Genomic DNA, 20,758 nt, shown 5'->3' with positions numbered 1-20,758 from the left:
GCTGCTGCCTCATAAAGCAAAGAAATATTAGTTTTGGGTATGACTGCCGACCCAATCAGTATCTCTCTTTTTGAAATGAGGCTGGAAGAAATTTACCACCGCGACCCGGTACTGAAATACCAGATTGGCCTGCGCGATTTTATAGCCCTGTTTCCTGTAAAAATTAAAAACGACAAATTGCTAAAGCCCGAACCACCGGCCACTCTCGCATTAGACCGTGATGTTTTCCTGCAGATCCTGGTTGCTTTTAATCAATCTTTTGCCTGATCCCCCTGCCCTTTTTAGTCCAATCAGGAACACTTCTAAATAACAAATAACCCATTTTGGCGTTACCTCAATCTTTATTTTTGGCCAAAATTTAATTCATGGAAAAAACTAAACTTACTATTAATAATAACGGCTCGGTGAAAATTGAGGGCGATTTTGAAATTGTAGATATGCAGGGCAATGCTTATGGCTTGCAGGGTCGTACGGTAGTTTCGATATGCCGCTGCGGCTTATCGCAAAACAAACCATTTTGCGATGGTTCGCACAAAGGCCATTTCGAGCATAACGCTATTGCTTTTGATCTTCCTCCAAAAAAAGTGTAAACAATTGTTATTTATATACAAAGCCTGGTGTTTAATTGCGCCGGGCTTTTGTTTTATAAAATAATCTGCATTTTTGGCCTTTATACCCTGATAAATTATGCGCTACTTTTTTCATATTGGTTATCACGGCACACGATATGCAGGCTGGCAGAAACTATCCAGCGCATTAACCGTGCAGGAAGCCATTGAAACGGCACTCAAGCGCATTTTTAAATATGAAGTAAATATAGTGGGCTGCGGCCGCACTGATGCCGGGGTACATGCCAGCCAGTTCTTTTTTCATACGGAAATAAACGCTGAGCCTGATTTTGATCTGCTGTTTCGCCTTAATAAGGTGCTGCCCGATGATATAGCCGTATTTGATATTATCCCGATGCAGGGCGATCCGCACGCGCGTTTTGATGGCGTAAAGCGCAGTTACGATTACTTTATCCATAATTATAAAGACCCTTTCCTGAGCAAATTCAGTTCTTTTTATCCCGATCAGGACCTAAACTTGGAAGCCATGGCTAAAGCGGTTTCCGTGTTGCCAAAGTATAACGATTATCGTGCGCTATGCAAAATGCCCGACAGGGTTGACAATACCCGCTGCAATGTAATGTCGGCCGGGTTATATATCGATGAAAACGGGTATAAACTCAGGTTCAGTATCACTGCCAATCGTTTTTTAAACCGGATGATCAGGATCACAGTTGGTCGCTTACTGGAAATTGGCCGCGGTGAAATGAGTGTGGATGAATTTGAGTTTTATATCGCCAATAAACAAACCCCAAAAATCATTATACCGGCAAAACCCGAAGGCCTTTACTTATCTAAAGTAACCTACCGTTACCTGGATTTGGAGCCGCGCTCGGCATTTTCGTTGCTTAGTAATAGCGAGTGGCAGCCTTTATAAGCCTTATCCGTCGATTTTTATAAATCACAACTATTAAATTGGTAATTTTGCACCCTCGTTTTAAATTTTAATAGTATCCTGATGGCGTGGTCTGATAAATTGAAGCTTAACAAGCAACTGGTACGTTCGGTAAATGAAGCCGGCTTTGCAAACCCTACCGAGGTTCAGCTTAAATGTATTAACCGCATTATTGGCGGGCAGGATATTATTGTTGTTGGCCCCGAGGGTTGTGGCAAAACCACTACCTATGTTTTAACTGTTTTAAACCGCTTTAATTACGCCCCGGAGGGTGTGCCCCGCGTTTTAATCCTGGTGCCCGATAAAGAGCAGGTATTTGAGGTGATTGAACAGTTTAATAAACTGAATAAAAACCAATCCATCAGGATAGTGCCTTTGTACGTAACACCGGGCACCGAAGCGCAGATGGACGACCTGGCCGATGGTGCCGATATTGTAGTAGCTACTCCTGATCGTGCCCGGGCCATTTATCTTAAATTAGGTCTCAATCTTAATAAAGTGGACATGCTGGTTGTTGACAACGCCGATCAGATTGTAGCCAAAGGCCTGCAGTTACCGGTTGTTGAACTGGCCAACAGTATTGATAAAGGACAGCATTTAATATTTACTGAGGTACTGCATGCCAAACTCGAAAAAATGATCGATCCGTTTATGAGGCAGCCGGCCCTGATTGAAATAGATGAGTTTGGCGATACCGCTATCGAAACCAATGAGCAGTTGCTGTACAACGTACCTAATTTTGGCACCAAGCTTAACCTGCTTAATTTATTTATGTATGATGAGGAGCTGTTTACCAAAACAGTTGTATTTGTAAATACCCAAACCACTGCCGAAACCATATTTCAAAGCCTTAAAAGCCGCCTGCGCACAGGCGTGGCTTACTTTAACCCTAAGTTTTTTGATATTAAAGGTTTTAAAAACATTGGCGATTTTAAGGCCGATAGCGCATCGCGCATCCTGATAGCAGTTAACGAAAACCAGGATGAAATTGATCTGAGCGGAATCCCGTTTATTATCCAGTTTGATATTCCTGAAGATCCTGATCAGTTTATAGGGCGCATTAATAAGGCCAAATTTTCAGACGCGGTCGAAACCATGGCTATTACCTTTGCCACGGATATAGAAATGAGCGCGCTCAAGAAAATTGAGCAGCTGATAGGCAAAAAAATACCAGCCACCGATTTGCCTGAAGACCTGGTGATTGTAACTGAACCCAAGGTAAAAAAAGCAGAAAAGGAAGATAAAAAGCCTTCGTGGGCTGGCGAAGCTTTTCACGAAAAAAAGGCATCAAACGCAAAGGATTATAATTTTAGCGCCGGCACCAAGGCTAAAATGAATAAGAAGAAAAAGCACGGGTAATATTATTATTCACTTTCTATTGCTGTCCGAAGTAATTGCTGTCTATTGCTATCCGAAGTCTCCGACTTCGGAGGAAACCTCAGGGTCCTCTGTGAGAGACCCTGAGGGGAAAAGACTAAATATGTTTGCAAAACACATCAGGCAATCAAACAATCCCGTCAATCACGGTTCAAATATAATTCTTCAACCTTTTTCCTCGCCCAATCAGTCTTCCTTAAAAACTTCAGGCTCGATTTAATGCTCGGGTTATCATTAAAACAATTGATGCGGATGCGCGCGCCCAGTTCCTTCCATCCATAATGTTCTACCAGTTCGGTTACTATAGCTTCGAGGGTTTTACCGTAGAGCGGATTGTTGGGCTGTTGCTGCATGGCGCAAAGGTATATGTTTGTTTTGTTAAAATAATATAACCAAATCTGTTAACATTCCGTTTAAACATGAAATGCTTATCAGTTGATATTTAATAAATAATTAAATTTTATTAAATTTAGAGCAGCGATAGCACCTGATTAAACCGCGTCTTTCAAAGTTGCCCAAATATATTTTAATGAATAGCTTTAAGTGTTACCTTGTTTTGCTGTTGCAGGCTGTTTCACTATGCGCGTTTTCGCAAAACCGTCCCCTCCACTTTCAACATATCGGCAGTAATGAGGGGCTTTCCGAATTAAATATCAACTGCATTATACAGGATAGCCGCGGCTTTATCTGGGTGGGTACCCGCGATGGGCTAAACCGCTACGATGGCAATAAATTCAAAATTTTTAAAAACATTGTTAATGATGCCACCAGCCTGAGCAATAGTTTTGTACAGGACATAGTGGAAGACCCAAAGGGCAACCTCTGGATCTCGACCAGCGGCGGCGGCCTCAATATGTACGATCGTAAAAAGGATCGTTTTATTCATTATCGTCACAACGAAAACAACACCAACTCCCCTGCCAGCGATATCCTGGTTAAAATAGCACTTGATAAAACCGGCAGCCTCTGGATCTGTAACCAGAAAGAAGGGCTTGACAGGTTTGACATCAGCAAAAATAAATTCAGCCATTATAAATATAACCCGGCCGATAACAGCAGCCTGAGCGATAATAATACCCGCGTACTTTGTGTTGATAAAGCGGACAACGTTTGGGTTGGCACAACCTATGGCGGGCTTAACCTGTATAACCGGCAGGCCAATAATTTTACCCGTTTTATGCAGGATGCAGGTAATCAGGCTTCACTGTCATCCAACAAAATAAATACAATTTTTGAAGATAGTGGCCGCCGCCTGTGGATAGGCGTTAGCGATGGCGGTCTTAACCTGTATAACCCCGATTCCAAAACATTTACGCATTTTAAAAACGATCCGTATAACAATAACTCACTTTCGTACAACAGCGTGCAGGGTTTGGCCGAGGATAGCGGCGGTAACCTTTGGATAGGCACTGAAAACGGAGGGCTCAGTATTTTTAATTATGCCGCCAATAAGTTTAATAATCATTTTCAGGATGATGTAGATAACAGTAGTATCGCCAATAACTCGGTTGATGTTATTATGCGCGATAAAAACGGCAATATGTGGATCGGGGCTTTCGCATCGGGCCTTAACTTTTATAAAAAAACGCGCGAAAACTTTGTTCATTATAAACATAACGCAGCCAAAACCAGCCTGTCGAACAACTTTGTGCTGAGTGTTTACAAGGACAAAAAGGATAATGTATGGCTGGGGACCGATGGCGGCGGCCTCAATTTGTTTGATGAAGAAACCGGTAATTTTAAAGCCTACAAACACAGTGATAATGATAAAAGCACCATTTGCGGCAATTATGTACTTGCCATAAAGGAAGATGCTAAAAACAACCTTTGGATAGGCACCTGGGGCGATGGCGTAAGCATGATGAACCCGCAAACCCGCACGTTCCGCTCATACCGGCATAATGATAAGGATACGGGCAGCATCAGCGGAAATAATATTTACGCCATCGAGAAAACACCCGATGGTAAGCTGTGGTTCGGCACACTGGGCACCGGGCTTGATCGCTTCGATCCTAAAACCAATAAATTTATCCATTACCGGCATAGTGCCGCTAACCCTAAAAGCATCAGCAGTGATAATATCAACTCGCTGCTTGCCGATTCAAAGGGCAACTTGTGGGTGGGTACCAATGATGGCGGTGTTAACCTATACGATACCTTAACCAACTCGTTTAAACCGGTACAATACGAAAAACTGAACAGCGCCCTTGGCAATAATACCGCGCTCGATCTGTTTGAAGATCATCTGGGTAATATCTGGATCTGTACTTACGGAGGCATTTATCGCTTAAATCCGGCTACGGGTAAGGTTGCCAATTTTAAAATGCAGGATGGTTTACCGGCCAATTACACCTATGCTGTTGAAGAAGATAACAGCGGCAATATGTGGATCAGCACCAATAAGGGCCTTTCCCGCTATAACCCAAAAACCAATAAAATCAGGAATTTTACTATTGAGGATGGCTTGCAGGCCGAAGAGTATAAGCCTCATTCGGCAATGAAGGGGCGCGATGGGATGCTTTATTTTGGCGGGGTTAACGGCTTTAATATGTTTAGCCCGGACAGCATCAGGGATAATGTTTACGATCCTACCCTGGTACTTACCGATTTTCAAATTTTTAATAAATCCATCAGGGTGGCTCAGAATAATGACGATTCCTCTCCGCTAAAGGAAGATATATCTGAAACAAAATCCATCACCTTATCGCATGCCCAATCTGTAATCTCGTTTGAGTATGTATCGATGGATTATGCCCTGAGCAATAAGAAATCGTATGCCTACATGCTGGAAGGGTTTGACAAAACCTGGAACTATGTCGGCAATAAAAATTCGGCCACGTACACCAACCTCCCTGCGGGCGATTACACCTTCAGGGTAAAAAGCCAGGATGCCGAAGGGCGCTGGTCTAAACATGAAATAAGCCTTAAGGTAACCGTATTGCCTCCGTTTTGGCTTACCTGGTGGTTTGTAAGCCTGGCTATGTTATTTATCGCAGCCCTTATTTACGCGGTTTACCGGTACAAGGTTAATTTGCTCATCAGGCAGAAAAAACTGCTGGAAGAACAGGTTACCGAGCGCACTGCCGAGGTGATGCAGCAATCGGAAGAGTTAAGGGCTCAATCAGAAAACCTGCAGGTGCTTAATGTGGAGTTACAAAACCAATCGGAAGAGTTGCAGGCCCTGAATGAGGAACTGCTTGCCCAATCAGAAGAATTGCAGCTGCAAAAAGAACAGGAACAGGAGGCACGCGAAGAAGCCGATAAAGCCAACCAGGCCAAAAGCATTTTCCTGGCCACCATGAGCCACGAGATCAGGACACCTATGAACGGGGTTATAGGCATGGCCTCCTTATTGGGCGAAACCGAACTGAATGCCGAGCAACGTGATTATACCGATACCATCATCTCCTGCGGAGATAGTTTGGTGAACGTGATCAACGATATTCTCGATTTTTCGAAGATTGAATCGGGTAAGATGGACCTGGAGCAGGAAGATTTTGATTTGAGACTTTGCATTGAGGAGGTGATGGACATTTTTTCGCAAACTGCTGCCAAACGCGAGCTGGAACTGGTTTACCAGATTGACCCTGCCCTGCCCCATCAAATTATAGGTGATAGCCTGAGGCTTAAGCAGGTGCTTACCAATTTAACCGGCAATGCCATCAAATTTACCGAGCGCGGCGAGGTATTTATAAAAGTGTTCCTGTCAAAAACCATAAATGATAAAGATATTGAGATCGGTTTCAGCGTGATGGATACCGGCATCGGCATTCCCGAAGATAAGTTAACCACCCTGTTTAATGCTTTTACGCAGGTTGATTCGTCAACCACGCGCAGGTATGGCGGCACCGGGCTTGGCCTGGTGATCAGCGAGCGCCTTGTTAAATTAATGGGCGGCGAAATTTGGGTGGAGAGTGTTTTTGGCGAGGGATCGGTATTTGTGTTCACCATCAAAACAGCCATCAGTAAAAAACAATCTAAAAACGTACCGATAGCTTTTAACGCCGCCGAACTGGAGGGTAAAAGTGTATTAATAGTTGACGATAACAAAACCAACCGTTTTATATTGCAAACCCAGCTTGAGCAATGGGGCATACAAACAGTGGCAGTACCATCGGCCAAACAGGCTTTGGAAATTTTAGCCGATACGGAAGGCTTTAACCTGGTAATAACCGATATGGAAATGCCCGAGATGGATGGTGTAGGGTTGGCCAAAGTTATTAAAGAGAAACATAAAGAACTGCCGGTTATTATGCTGAGCTCCATTGGTGATGGATCAAAACGTAAATATCCCGGTCTGTTTTCAAGCATATTAACCAAACCTGTAAAACAGGCGCAACTGGGTAAAAGCATCCAGGCCGAATTTCAGGGTAAAGTATTTAACCCTCCCGCTGAGGTTAAAACCGATAAACTGCTTGATGCAGATTTCGCGGCCGAACATCCCTTAAACATCCTGGTGGCCGAAGACAATACCGTAAACCAAAAACTCATCAGCCGCATGCTCGAGAAATTGGGTTATCACTTTACATTAGCCCAAAATGGTTATGAAACCCTCGAAAAATTAAAAGCCAATCCGGAAATTGATGTTGTTTTTATGGATGTGCAGATGCCCGAAATGGACGGGTTTGAAGCCACCCGGCACATTCGCGAATACGCTTTTAAACAGCCCTTTATCATAGCCATGACTGCCAACGCAGGCCCCGACGACCGCGATTTATGTATTGCCGAAGGCATGGACGATTACATTGCCAAACCCATGAAAACCGAGGCGCTGATTAACGTATTAAAGGCGGCGTACAAAATGATGAAACGACCTAACGGTAAATACGTTTAAACCGGGCATTGTTATATCTGCTTATCGGTTTATGAAGGATAAATTTATACCTCACCACAATTGTTACATTAACAGTTAAAAACGCTATTGCTTTTCAATCCAATTCTTCGATATTTGATTTAGATGTGTGTAAACGCATCGGTTAAACCAATTTACCTTTAATAATAAGCAAAATAGCGGGTGGGCTTAGTCTTTGCCATTAGAGCTATATCAAAACCTGCAAACCAAAAATCTACCGTATGGAAAAATCACGTCGCACATTTATCAGGCAGGCCGCTTTGGCCGGAGCCGGGGTTATTGTTACTTCAAAAGGTTGGAGTGCCCAAAGTTATAAACGCATTATCGGCGCTAACGACAGGGTGCGGGTTGGTGTGGTGGGCTTTTCAGATCGCCATAAAAGCTCGCATGTACCCAGCTTTATGAACCACTATAAGGAACTTAATTTTGATGTGGTGGCTGTATCCGATATATGGAGCAAACGCCGTGAAGAAGGAGCCGCCCTGTGGACGGATAAAATGCAGCACGACGTAAAAGCCTATCGCAATAACGAAGAATTGTACGATAGTAAAACGGTTGACGCGGTTTTTATCAGTACCGCCGATTTCCAGCACGCGCGCCATGCAATAGAAGCCGTTAAGGCCGGATGCGACGCCTACGTTGAAAAACCCTTTGCCGAGACCATGGAAGATAACCGCGCCGCTTTGAAAGCGGTTAAAGAATCGGGTAAAATAGTGCAGATTGGTTCGCAACGGCGCAGCGGGGCCAATTATCATGCCGCTAATGAGTTTATCCGCTCGGGCAAATTTGGCCCCATAACCATGGTTGAGCTTACCTGGAACGTGAACCAGCCGGGCCGCTGGCGTAGACCAGAGTTGCTGAGCCAGCTTAAAGAACAGGATACCGATTGGAAACGCTTTATCATGAACCGCCCGTATGAGGCTTTTGACCCACGTAAATATCTTGAATACCGTTTATTCTGGCCTTATTCGTCGGGTTTGCCGGGGCAATGGATGAGCCACCAGATTGATACCGTACACTGGTTTACCGGTTTAAAACATCCGCGCAGCGTGGTTGCCAACGGAGGCATTTATATGTGGAAGGACGGCAGGCGTAACTGGGATACCATTTTGGCAGCATTTGATTACGGCCCGCTTGATGACCCTAAAACAGGTTTCCAGGTTACTTTCGGCTCGCGCATGCACAACGGGGATGAACACCCTGCCGAGATCTATTACTCTAACGGTGGCGAACTTAACCTCAACACCAACAAAGTATCGCCCGAAGGCGGGCTTACCCAAAAAATGGCCGATGCCATGCACATGAACGCCAACCTGCTGCCCGAGCTTAGCCTGGCCAATACCGAAAAGGTAGTAGCCTCGGCCAATACCGGCGGCGATGTGCTTACCTCCAACCACGTACGCAACTGGATGGAATGTGTGCGGAGCCGTAAAGAACCCAATGCCCCGGTTGAGGCAGGCTACAGCCACTCTATTGCCAATATCATGACCAATGCCGCCGTACATACCGGTTATAAAGCCACTTTTGATGAGGCTACACAGGAGGTAATGGCTAACGGCAAAGTATTTAAATATTAATTCTGCGCTCTTTCCCGGATCGGGTTGTTTCTGATAACCCGATCGGGTTTAACCTTGCATCACCAATGAAAATATCAAGCAAACCTGTTCTTGCTTTTGCTTTAAGCATGACTGTCGCGGTTACTGCCCGGGCGCAAAAGGCGGAGACAGTATCCATCAGGCAAACTGAAAAAAGTAAAATTGAAATTGTAATAGGCGGCAAGCCATTTACCAGCTTCCTTTATCCCGATACACTGGAAAAGCCTGTGCTCTACCCTATCCGCTCGGCAAATGGCACATTGGTAACACGCGGCTTTCCGCTGACAACACGCCCCGGCGATCCTACTGATCATCCTCACCACATCGGTTTATGGTTCAATTTCGAAAACCTGAACGGGCTCGATTTCTGGAATAACTCGTATGCCATCCCCGCCAATAAAAAAAGCGGCTATGGCTGGATCCGTACCGACCGCATTACAAAAATACAAAGCGGCAAAAAAGGTATCCTCGCTTATCATGCCAACTGGACCAACCAGCAAAAACAGGTGATATTAGAAGAGAGCACCCGCTTTGAGTTCAGCGGCACTGCTGCAGACAGGATCATTGACCGCATCACTACCTTAACCGCCGATACCGACGCATTTTTTAAAGATGCCAAAGACGGCATGCTTGGCCTGCGCCTGGCTCATGATCTGCAAATCCCAGATACTGCCGATCAGAAATTTACTGATGATAAGGGCAATGTAACCGTGGTGAAAGGCGGTGCCGATAAGGTAGCCAACGGCACCTACCTCACAAGTGCAGGCAAAATGGGTAACGATGCCTGGAGTACCCGCAGCGTATGGTGCAAGGTATACGGCAAAATGGGGACCGACTCGGTAAGCATTACTATTATCGATCATCCTCAAAACCCTAATTATCCTACCTTTTGGCATGCCCGTGGCTACGGTTTGTTTGCGGCCAATCCGCTGGGTGAAAAGGTGTTTACGAATGGTAAATCAGAGAAAAACCTTAGGCTAAAAAAAGGAGAATCGGTTACGTTCAGGTACAGAATTGTGGTGCATAGCGGAAAGGGAACCAGTAGTACCGAAGCTTTAAACAATGAAGCAGCGATCTTCGGAAAAACTAAATAGCAAGAATACAACTACCTTGAGGCCCTCTTTTACTGTAGGTTAAAAGAGGGCTTTTTATTTTACGGTGCCATGAGTTGTTGCAGGCAACTAATCTTTAATTAACGGGCAGATATCGATTTAGTTAAAACAATCGGCTTATTTTTGTTCTCATATTTTGCGTTAATTTGCGGCGCTAACAGTATATTTACGCTAAATAATTAAATCTTTATCACACAAAATATTATAAATGCGCCCGTTACCAATGTTTAAGTAACATTGTACTCAACCTTAACTTTTTCACAATTCCATGTATAAATCACTGTTATCCGCGTTTATTTTAACGCTGTTGTTTTCGGCTAAGCTGTTTGCGCAAAAGCCGGTTATCAGCTATCCGGCCGTACAAACGCTTTACCTCGGCAAAACCATCACCCCTATTTCTGTAACCAACACCGGCGGTGCGGTACCAAATGTATATTATCCGCAGGTAATCCAGGTAAATAAATGTATTGGCGGGGTTCAGTACTTTGTTAAAGCGCCCTCGGGCGATTACTATGCCTCATCATACGGATCCATCCTCCACATAAAACCCGATGGCAGCTATACCAAACTGGCCGGCAACAGCGGCAACTATGGCTATGCCGACGGCAAAGGAGCAGCAGCTTTTTTTGGCGAAACCGGAGGTATAACTATCGACAAAGACGGCAATTTATACGTAACGGATCTGAACATGCGCGATGGGGAGAACTCGCGGGTACGAAAGATCACTCCCGATGGTGTGGTTAGCACCTATGCGCAAAAATTAATAGCACCCAGTGATATTGTTATAGATCCAAACGGTATAATTTATGTTTCTGAGCCCACCGGCAGGATAATGAAAATTGCCAAAGATGGCAAAACATCAGTATTTGCCGGGAAAATAGGAACCGGGGCAGCCGACGGGTTGGGCACCAACGCATCTTTCAATAATCCCAAAGGTTTGGCGATAGATAAATCGGGGAACATTTACGTTGCTGATTTTGCGAATAATATGATCAGGAAAATAACCCCTGCCGGACAGGTTACAACCCTTGCAGGTACTACCAGGGCCGGCAGTGCCGACGGTTCGGGCGCAAACGCCTCATTTAATCTGCCTGAAAGCATCATCATAGATTCGAAAGGATATATTACTGTTGGCGAAAAAGAAGGCTCGCTGCGAAGAATTAATCCGGCCGGACAGGTTACAACCTTGCCTACACCTTATTATGATGATAAGGGCGATATATATCCTCCTCCCCTAACGCACATGATGATAGCTGATGAAAATGATGATTTGATCGTTTTTGGCTCTAACGGCAGCATTAACACCGGCTTTTATAAAATATCAACCGCAGGCTATCACGTTGCCCCTTCATTGCCCGCCGGCTTGGTATTGGGCCCCGATGGCACAATAACCGGCACGCCAACATGGCTTACGTTAAAAAACAGGTATAAAATATCGGCGGCCAACCAATCGGGTGTTGGTGCGTTTCTCATCACGCTGGAGGTTGTTTTACCTCCCGATCCGCCGGTTATCAGCTCATTTAGCCCCGCTGCCGGTTATCCGGGTATGGCAATAAACATCACCGGTAGTTACCTATCGGCAACAACGGCTGTAACAATAGGCGGTAAACCAGCGGGTTTTACCAATATATCCCCCACAAGCGTAACGGCTTATGTACCCGAAGGAACCACCTCCGGCGATATTACGTTAACAACGGCAAAAGGGACATCCCGCATTTCGGGGTTTACACTTATCCCCCCACCGGCGATATCATCGTTTTCGCCAACTACGGGCTGGAAAGGGGCAGTAATCACTATAACAGGTACAGGTTTTTCAGATGCTACAAGAGTAACATTTGGCGGTACTAACGCTACATTTAAGGTTACTTCACCAACTACGATCGAGGCAGTTGCGACCGAAGGCTCGTCCGGAGCGGTTTCGGTTACCGCACCAAGCGGTACAGGAAGCCTTCCGGGCTTTACTTATATCAGTGCGCCTGTTATATCATCTGTATCTCCTTCGTTTGCTGCTGCCGGCAACACGGTAACCATTACAGGCAGTAATTTCAGCAATGCCACATCGGTTAAGTTCGGCAGTGTGGCGGCAACTTCTTATACAGTTGTCTCGCCAACCACAATCTCTGCAGTTGTTGCCGCCGGTTCATCCAACGGCGTTACGGTAACCACCCCGGGCGGATCATCAACTTATAATGATTTTAATTTTATCCCACCGCCGGTTATCACCTCCATATCCCCTTCAAAAGGCGGTAATAATTCATCTATTTATATTTATGGATCAAATCTTGGCTCCGCCCAGGTTACCATAGGCGGCGTAGCGGCTGCAATAAGTTCTAATTACAACGAGTGGATAGTTGCCATGGTTGGCGCAGGCGCTACCTCGGGCAACGTTACCGTAACTACAAAAGGCGGAACAGCCAGTTTACCGGGCTTCATTTTTGTACCGGCTCCGCAAATTACCTCATTTACGCCGCAAAGCGGAGGAGCCGGAGATAAGGTAACCATTACCGGAACTAATTTAACCGAAGTGGATAACGTTTCCTTTGGCGGAGTAAGCGCGGCTTTCAATGTATTGTCGTCAACCACTATCGAAGCAACTGTTGGCAGCGGTGCCAGCGGCGATGTACGGATAGCATCTGAAGGAGGAAGCGCAAGCCTACCCGGATTTACACATAGCGGACCATCAATTACCTCGTTTTCGCCGGATAACGCCGGTTCGGGTGAAACGGTAGTTATTAAAGGGATTAATTTTACGGGAGCAACCTCGGTAGATTTTGGTGGTGTACCGGCCACGTCGTTTACTATAACCTCGCCCACCGAGATCAGTGCAGTAGTAGGCGCCGGAAAATCTGGAAATGTGACAGTAAAAACATCTAAGGGAAGTGCATCGCTTGCCGGTTTTAAACATCCCGGCCCGTTTATCCAGGCGTTCAATCCAACCTATTCGGGGCCCCTGGCAACAACACCGGTAACTATTACCGGCAGTAATTTTGGCGAAGCTACGGGTGTAAGTTTTGGTGGCGTTCCGGCAATATCGTTTACTGTTGTATCTGCAACTACCATTACCGCAATACCTGCTACAGCCACCACATCGGGTAATGTTGTTGTTACTACCCCCAAAGGCACTGATAGCGCACCCGGCTTTACCTGGGTACAAAAGCCAACTATCAGCTCGTTCACGCCTTCATCGCAAAAAAACGGCGGCACGGTCACCATCACAGGCGAAAACTTTATCGGCGTTACCTCGGTTAAATTTGGCGGACAGCCGGCCCGGTATTTTTATGCACTTTCGGCAACTTCAATAACCGCTAACGTGGGCAATGGTGCAAGCGGCGATGTATCAGTTACAACCGTTGGTGGTACAGCCACCATGAGCGGCTTTAGTTACACTTCGCCTGTAATTACGGCTATCAGTCCTGTTTTGGCGGCGGCTGGTCAAACGGTTACAATAACCGGCACCAACCTGGATGTTGTACAATCAGTACGATTCGGATCGGCCAATGCTGCATCATTTTCTATTATATCGCCAACAAAAATTCTTGCTGTTGTAGCCACCGGCGAAACCGGCGACGTTACTGTGGGCAGTCCGTTGGGTGATGCCTCAATAGGCGGATTTACTTATTTGCCCCCTCCTTTTATTTACTCATTCTCGCCAACAGAAGGAGGCATGGGCACGCCGGTAACCATCAGCGGTATTAACCTTTTAACCACTTCGGAAGTGACTATCGGTGGAATACCGGCAATCATAGTAAGCGTTGGAAATTACCAGGTTACTGTTAAGGCTGGTGCCGGAGCTACGGGTAAAATATCCCTTAAGACCATAGCAGGTACGGCAGAATTTAACGGCTTCACCTGGTACCCCGCTCCTGCTATAACTTCGGCAAGCCCGATGAAAGCTAATGCAGAAACGACGGTAACTATTAACGGCAGCAACTTTACAGGTGTATCGCAGGTTAAATTTGGATCGTCGTTTGCTGATTTTACCGTTGTTTCGCCAACCGTAATAACAGCAAAACCTATAAACGGCGAATCGGGCGATATTACGGTAATAACCCCCGGTGGCACCGCAACATTACCGGGCTTTATTTTTATACCTGCACCTGTAATCACTTCGTTCACAAAAACCGGCGACGGTTCAAGTGCTCTTGTAACTGTTACAGGCAGCAACTTTACTGATGTTACCGAAGTGTCCTTTGGTGGCGTTGCTGCAAAATCATTTAAAGTTTTATCCTCAACAAGTATTACTGCTACGCCTGGAGCAGGAGCAACCGGTGCTATTACTGTTAAGGCGGCAGGCGGTATTGGTACAAAAAGAGGCTTTTTGTTTATTGATCCTCCGGTGATAACGTCTTTTTCGCCTGCTTTCGGCCCTATCGGCACCACTGTAACTATCAAAGGCGATAATTTTAATCCTGTGGCCGATAAAAACGTGGTTTACTTTGGCCCCGTAAAAGCCCAGGTTAAAAGTGCAGCCAAAAATCACCTGGAAGTGATTGTACCTGCCGGTGCCAATAAATTAATTACAGTAACAAATACTGATAAAAAATTATCTGCGAGTTCAAACCTTCAGTTTATCGTAACCAGCGATAAGGGTGCCACCAGTTTTTCAAATAAATTTGTGGTGAAAATTAACGGAGGTTTTGATATCGACGATTTTGATGGCGACGGAACCCCCGATTTCCTGGTGAACAGCGGCGACTCACTGTATATATTGAAGCATGGTCCTGATCCTTTATTATCTAAATCCTCGTTTACTCAAAAATTACTAATTCCCACGTCCCGACACGTTAACAGTAAGGTTATAGGTGATGTAGATGGGGATGGTAAAAAAGATATTTTATTTAGCAGCGGAATCATTGTTTTCATGCATAATACTTCGACAAATGGTAATGTCTCGTTTGAAGAAAAAGTATTGGAAGATTTGGATGGCAATTACGATAAAATGGAGCTCAGGGATATGAACGGAGACGGGCGACCGGATCTGATCATGTATGATAGCGCGTTCGATTTTTATTATTATCCCAATACTACCAATGGTTCAAACGTATCATTTGGGCCAAAAATGCGGCTTACCGAATCGTCATCGGGCACTAATATTTCGTTAGCTATTACTGATATCGACGGCGACAATAAGCCGGATCCTATTTATGGCTGCTCATCGGCCGGGATATATTTGTATGAAAACAATTCGTTGCCTGGCGATTTGTCGAGCAATGATTTCTCAGTTAATTATATTACCGGTCCGGTATACAACTACACCGCTTGGTATACGGCGATCGCCGATTTTGACGGGGACGGTAAAGCTGATTTGGCGGAGAATGATATTTTTTCCGAACAGTTCCTTGTATCCAGAAATGTTTCGGAAAATGGTATCATCAATGGTCATTCGCTCGAACCTCCCAAGGCATTCTCAAATGCTTCGATGGTGGGTTATACGGAAGTTGGAGACATGGATGGCGATGGAAAAATGGATTTACTCGGGTTGTCTTATGATGGGGTTTATTATGCCCGTAACCAGTCCGTTAAAGGTAATATATCAATGGCCACACCTGCGCGGCTCATAAATATCTATGATTTAAGCGAAAAAATCACCTTAAATGATATGGATGGCGATGGGAGAATGGACTTGATAGTGTTTGTTATTGGTAGCAAAAACCAACTTACAATATACCACAACGGCCCGGTTACTGAAACACAAATTACCGCAGTAACCCCATTGGCAGCCACCACCGGCACCAAAGTAACCATTACCGGCAAAAACTTTAGCGGAGCAACCGTAGTGAACTTTGGCAGCAAAGCAGCAAAATCATTCACTGTCGAGTCGCCGGAAAGCATTGCCGCTATCGTTGGTGAGGGCGAAACAGGTGCAATATCAGTTCAAACCCCGAATGGTACCGCCACGTTCGCGGGCTTTAAGTTTGTGTTACCGCCGGTAATAACAAAAGCCGAGGCATCGCCAAACGGTAATGGCAAACTGGTGATAACCGGCAGCAACTTTACAACTGCCACAGGTGTAACCATTGGCGGACTTGCCGCACTATCTTACACCGTAGATTCGGATACCAAGATAACAGCCACCTTTGCCGGTGTAAGTGGAGATTTGGCTGTGACCACCGCAGGCGGTACAGCAACCCTACCCGCAGTTACCGTTAAAATAAACCAGGTTATTACCTTCGATGCTTTGGCAACGCACACTTATGGCGATGCTGATTTTGCATTAGCCGCCACAAGCAGCAATAACACCATACCGGTTACCTACAGCGTAGATAACAACAGTATAGCCTCTGTAACCGATGGTAAAATACATATCCTTAAAGCGGGGACGGTTACCATTACCGCATCGCAGGCAGGCGACCTGCTGAATAACGCTGCTGCCGATGTGAAACGCGTGCTTACTATCAGTAAAAAAACTTTACAGGTAAAAGCTCTCGACCAAACACGGGTATTTGGAAAAGCTAACCCTGATTTAACGGCCAGCTACGATGGCTTTGTAAACGGCGAAAATGAAAGTAATCTTACAAAGGCACCAATTGTAGGCGCTACCGCCACAACGCAATCGCCTGCGGGGATTTATGATCTTACAGTCAGCGGAGGCCTTTCTGATAATTACACGTTTGTTTATGGCGCCGGTAAGTTAATGATTACCCAGGCTGCAAATAACTTAAAAGTAGCCGCCAATAGTGTAACCTGCAAGGGCCAGAATAATGGATCAGTAAGTATAACGGCAGAGCAAACTGCAAATTATACAGCCGTGATTACCGGCAACGGGATAAACAAGAACTATACTTTTACAACCGCTACAAGTATCAGCAACTTATTGCCCGGAACATACAATGTATGTGTAACCAACGCCGCACTGCCCGAAAACAAGCAGTGTTTTGACCTGGTTATTACCGAACCTAAAGATCTTTCGGTTTATACAACTGTAAACAAACTTAATAAAGTAGTGAACATTACCCTTGACGGCGGTGCTGCCTATAACATCAGGCTAAACGGGGTTAACTATCAAACAACACAAAGCAGTATAACATTGCCGCTTAATACCGGCAGCAACAGTTTATCGGTAAGCACCGATAAGCTTTGCCAGGGTGTTATAGATCAGGTTATCAACGTAGCAGGGATTATTCCATACCCTAATCCGTTCCAAAACACCATAAATGTTAATATCGGGCAAAACGTAGCTGCAAAGGCTACCATAAGGATTTATGAAATAAACAGCGGTGCGCTTAAGCTTACAAAAGATTATTTCAATCAATCGGGAGTGCTTAGCATCGATGTTTCAAGCCTTGGCAGAGGTATTTATTCTCTTAACTTAACCATTGACGGTATCAATTCAGTTTATAAAATCATCAAACAATGAGAAAAGTAATATTCTTCTTTTTCAGTATAGCCATTTTATCTGCCTGCGGATCACATAAAACCGATAATCCGGCTCCTCCTCCGCCGCCGGCCGGCCCGGGTAAGCCAACGCTCATTGCGCCTGCAAGTAATGAAGTGTGTACGCAGGGCACCGTTATATCAGCAACGCAAAGCACGGTAACGCTTAAGTGGAGCGCAGCCGACAATGCTACCGGTTATGATGTGACCATTAAAAATCTTGATGACGGTACCAGTGCTTCTTTAAGTACAGCCGCTACCCAGGTTAACGCTATTTTAAAAAGAAATACGCCCTACTCATGGACGGTTTCGGCAAAATCGGCAGCGGCAGCAACCAGCAAAAGTGATACATGGAAGTTTTATAATTCGGGGCCTGCAACAGTTAATTATGCACCTTTTCCGGCCGAGATTGTTGCCCCGGTAATGAACCAGACGGTAACTGTTACTAACGGTAAAATGGATCTATCGTGGAATGGTTCGGATGCGGATAATGACACTATTTTGTACGATATTTATTTCGGCGATTCGTCTTCACCGGCTTTACTAAAAAACAAAGCCTCAGAAAATATACTGAAGGACGTAGCCGTGGTGGCCGGGAAAACCTATTACTGGAAGGTAATAACTACCGATTCGAAAGGAAATACTTCAGATTCGGGAATTTATAAGTTTACTACAAAGTAGCATTAGTTAATGTTTGTAAAACCCCATCAGGCATATTGCCCTGATGGGGTTTTATTTGGTTTTAAATTTTGGAAGATCCCGTAAATCAACATAATATCCTGAATACAAAAACTGATCAAACTACAACCGGCTATTAAATTATTTTTAACAAAACAGATATTTAGTGTTAAACTTCGTAATTTAGGGAGATCAATAACGCCCTATTTAATGATCAGTTATAATAAACTATCCGACGAGGAATTACTGCAACTTTTGGTTGAGCAGGATACCCTCGCCTTTAGTGAAATTTATAACCGGTATTGGAGCAAGCTCATCGCAATGGCCTATAGCCATACCAAAGAAAAATTTGCGGCCGAAGAAATTGTGCAAGACATTTTTTTAAGCGTTTGGACAAGGCGGGATATAATCCGGATCGATTCGTTAAAGGCATACCTGGCAACGGCTGTTAAATTCTCGGTGTTCAAGCATCAGTATAATAAAAACCGCCAAACCAAAGTGTTAGGCGAACTCCCACACCAGGCTGCTCCCCTTACCGACGAAATTGTGCACGCCAAATTTTTGGAAGAGTACATTAACGGCATAGTTGAAGAATTACCCGAAAAATGCCGCCTGATTTATAAACACAGCCGCCACAAAGGCATGTCGGCAAAAGATATCGCCCAGGAAATGTCTATTGCCGAAAAAACAGTGGAGGCTCATCTCACCAAAGCCCTGAAAACTTTGCGGCTTAACTTAAAAGGTTTCTTATTTTTGCTGACGATATTGCTGAAGCTGCTTTAAATCTTTAGTTTTAAATAATCCAGATTCCACCAAGGAGTTTTCTCAGATAATCCAGATTCTACCAAGGGGTTTTCTCAGAAGCAGCTAAAAACGATTGAATACAACCGCTTTATCCCACACGTCATTGCGAGGCACGAAGCAATCCCCGACTTTACAGGGCGGATTTGCATAGCCTCCTCGCCTCTCGGGGATTGCTTCGTGCCTCGCAATGACGACTTTTATATACATTCAAACAACCTATCAGATATTTTCAAAATAAACCGGGCGTTAACAAATTTTTATTTTTTTCATTTTACACTAAGGGTAAACCGGCGGTTTAAGTACTTCCATATAATTACACAGAAAATGGAAAGCGCTAAACTGAACGAGCTGATAAAAAAATACATGGACGGTACCGCCACAGCAGCCGAACAGGACGAGTTGCTGCAATGGTATCGCCGGGATGAAGCAAGCGAAGATTTGCTATCACCTTATGAAAACGTTAGCAAAGAAAACGAAGCGAAAGCAAGGCTTTTAAACAACCTTTTTCCGCAACTTGCCGGTGACGCTCGTCCGGTACCTCGCATAGGCCGCAACAAGCCTGTTTGGTATAGCGTTGCAGCAGCAGTTTTGATTATGATTGGCGCGGCGGCGTTTTTCATTTCGAAAAACAGCGGCAATAATAATGCAGATAACCTAAGCTATAGTGTAATTAAAACCGCGCGCGGCGAGCATAAAAAACTTACGCTTGCTGATGGTTCAGTAATTTGGCTGGGACCGGAAGCCAGTGTAAAATACCCGGTAGCATTTTCGGGTGATACCCGCGAGATTGACTTTAGCGGTGAGGCCTTTTTCGATATCGCTAAAGACAAACACCACCCCTTTATTGTGCACACCGGCAATACCAGTGTAAAAGTGCTTGGTACCACCTTCAATATCAACACTTACCACAACCTTACGGTATCATTACTAACCGGCAAAGTGGCCTTTGAGGCAGGCGCGGCTAAACAGCAATTAACTCCCGGACAAAGAATTGTTTATACACGCGAAACAGGCGCGATCAAAACAGAAAACATACCCGATGCCGAAAGCATCGCCGCAAGGCGCGATGGCTATTACGAGTACAAAAACATACGCGTGGCCGATGTGATAGAAGACGTTAACAGGAATTTTAACACCAATATTAAGGTAGAGGGAGGTGTTAAAGACTGCCTGTTTTACGGCAGGTTGAAAACCGGCGAAAGCGTGAACCAGTTTGTAGTAAAGCTGGGGAAAATTGTAAACGCCCAGGTAATTAACGAGCCTAACATTTACATGATAAAAGGAGGAGGTTGTAACTGATAAAAATTTACAGATAAGATAAACTCCGGCAAGGTGACCCTCAGAGGGCCACCACCGAAATCAAAAAATGTCGAATTCATGATAGCGGTATACTCCAAAGGTTTGGTCGCCAGAAGTATACGCTAATTTTTAAACATTTTATTGAAGTGAATATATGAAAAATA

General features: G+C 44.8%; 12 protein-coding genes. 11 read left to right on the top strand and 1 reads right to left on the bottom strand.

All coding sequences use genetic code 11. The annotated features are described in order from the left end of the window. Positions 1-39 precede the first annotated feature (39 nt). From HYN43_RS09085 to HYN43_RS09070, 4 genes are all read left to right on the top strand, one after another. Positions 40-267, top strand: a complete 228-nt coding sequence (locus HYN43_RS09085; RefSeq protein WP_162996395.1) for a hypothetical protein — start codon at positions 40-42, stop codon at positions 265-267. A gap of 98 nt (positions 268-365) precedes the next feature. Then, a complete protein-coding gene (locus tag HYN43_RS09080; protein WP_119411398.1) occupies positions 366-590 on the top strand; it encodes a CDGSH iron-sulfur domain-containing protein in 225 nt (74 codons plus the stop codon). A gap of 97 nt (positions 591-687) precedes the next feature. Continuing rightward, positions 688-1,485, top strand: a complete 798-nt coding sequence (locus HYN43_RS09075) for a tRNA pseudouridine synthase A (RefSeq protein ID WP_119411397.1) — start codon at positions 688-690, stop codon at positions 1,483-1,485. Positions 1,486-1,566: 81 nt separating this feature from the next. Beyond that, positions 1,567-2,862, top strand: a complete 1,296-nt coding sequence (locus tag HYN43_RS09070; protein ID WP_119411396.1) for a DEAD/DEAH box helicase — start codon at positions 1,567-1,569, stop codon at positions 2,860-2,862. 158 nt (positions 2,863-3,020) lie between these two features. On the opposite strand, the gene HYN43_RS09065 is transcribed toward HYN43_RS09070, so the two are convergent. Beyond that, positions 3,021-3,233: a VF530 family protein gene (locus HYN43_RS09065; protein WP_119411395.1), complete on the bottom strand. Its 213-nt coding sequence runs from the start codon at positions 3,231-3,233 to the stop codon at positions 3,021-3,023. 176 nt (positions 3,234-3,409) lie between these two features. Here HYN43_RS09065 and HYN43_RS09060 point away from each other — a divergent pair, with 176 nt between their 5' ends. The 7 genes from HYN43_RS09060 (at position 3,410) to HYN43_RS09030 (ending at position 20,594) form a co-directional block, all read left to right on the top strand. Next, positions 3,410-7,714 carry a hybrid sensor histidine kinase/response regulator gene (locus HYN43_RS09060; protein WP_119411394.1) on the top strand — a complete coding sequence of 1,435 codons (4,305 nt, stop codon included), beginning with the start codon at positions 3,410-3,412 and terminating at the stop codon, positions 7,712-7,714. A 239-nt stretch (positions 7,715-7,953) separates the two neighbouring features. After that, positions 7,954-9,309, top strand: a complete 1,356-nt coding sequence (locus HYN43_RS09055; RefSeq protein ID WP_119411393.1) for a Gfo/Idh/MocA family protein — start codon at positions 7,954-7,956, stop codon at positions 9,307-9,309. 65 nt (positions 9,310-9,374) lie between these two features. Continuing rightward, positions 9,375-10,421 (top strand): DUF6807 domain-containing protein, encoded by a 1,047-nt coding sequence (locus HYN43_RS09050; RefSeq protein WP_119411392.1) that lies wholly within the window; start codon positions 9,375-9,377, stop codon positions 10,419-10,421. A gap of 286 nt (positions 10,422-10,707) precedes the next feature. Beyond that, positions 10,708-17,796: an IPT/TIG domain-containing protein gene (locus tag HYN43_RS09045; RefSeq protein WP_119411391.1), complete on the top strand. Its 7,089-nt coding sequence runs from the start codon at positions 10,708-10,710 to the stop codon at positions 17,794-17,796. Further along, on the top strand, positions 17,793-18,494 hold the full coding sequence (locus HYN43_RS09040) for a fibronectin type III domain-containing protein (RefSeq protein WP_119411390.1): 702 nt from the start codon (positions 17,793-17,795) through the stop codon (positions 18,492-18,494). Before HYN43_RS09045 ends, HYN43_RS09040 begins: the two co-directional genes overlap by 4 nt. Positions 18,495-18,701: 207 nt before the next feature. Continuing rightward, a complete protein-coding gene (locus tag HYN43_RS09035; RefSeq protein WP_119411389.1) occupies positions 18,702-19,274 on the top strand; it encodes an RNA polymerase sigma-70 factor in 573 nt (190 codons plus the stop codon). 345 nt (positions 19,275-19,619) lie between these two features. Then, the gene (locus HYN43_RS09030) at positions 19,620-20,594 is read left to right on the top strand and encodes a FecR family protein (RefSeq protein WP_162996394.1); all 975 of its coding nucleotides are present in this window, start codon (positions 19,620-19,622) and stop codon (positions 20,592-20,594) included. Positions 20,595-20,758: the final 164 nt, after the last annotated feature.

This window comes from Mucilaginibacter celer (assembly GCF_003576455.2).
Lineage (GTDB): Bacteria > Bacteroidota > Bacteroidia > Sphingobacteriales > Sphingobacteriaceae > Mucilaginibacter > Mucilaginibacter celer.
Note: the sequence above shows the minus strand (reverse complement) of the source record. Positions and strands in the feature narration are given on the sequence as shown.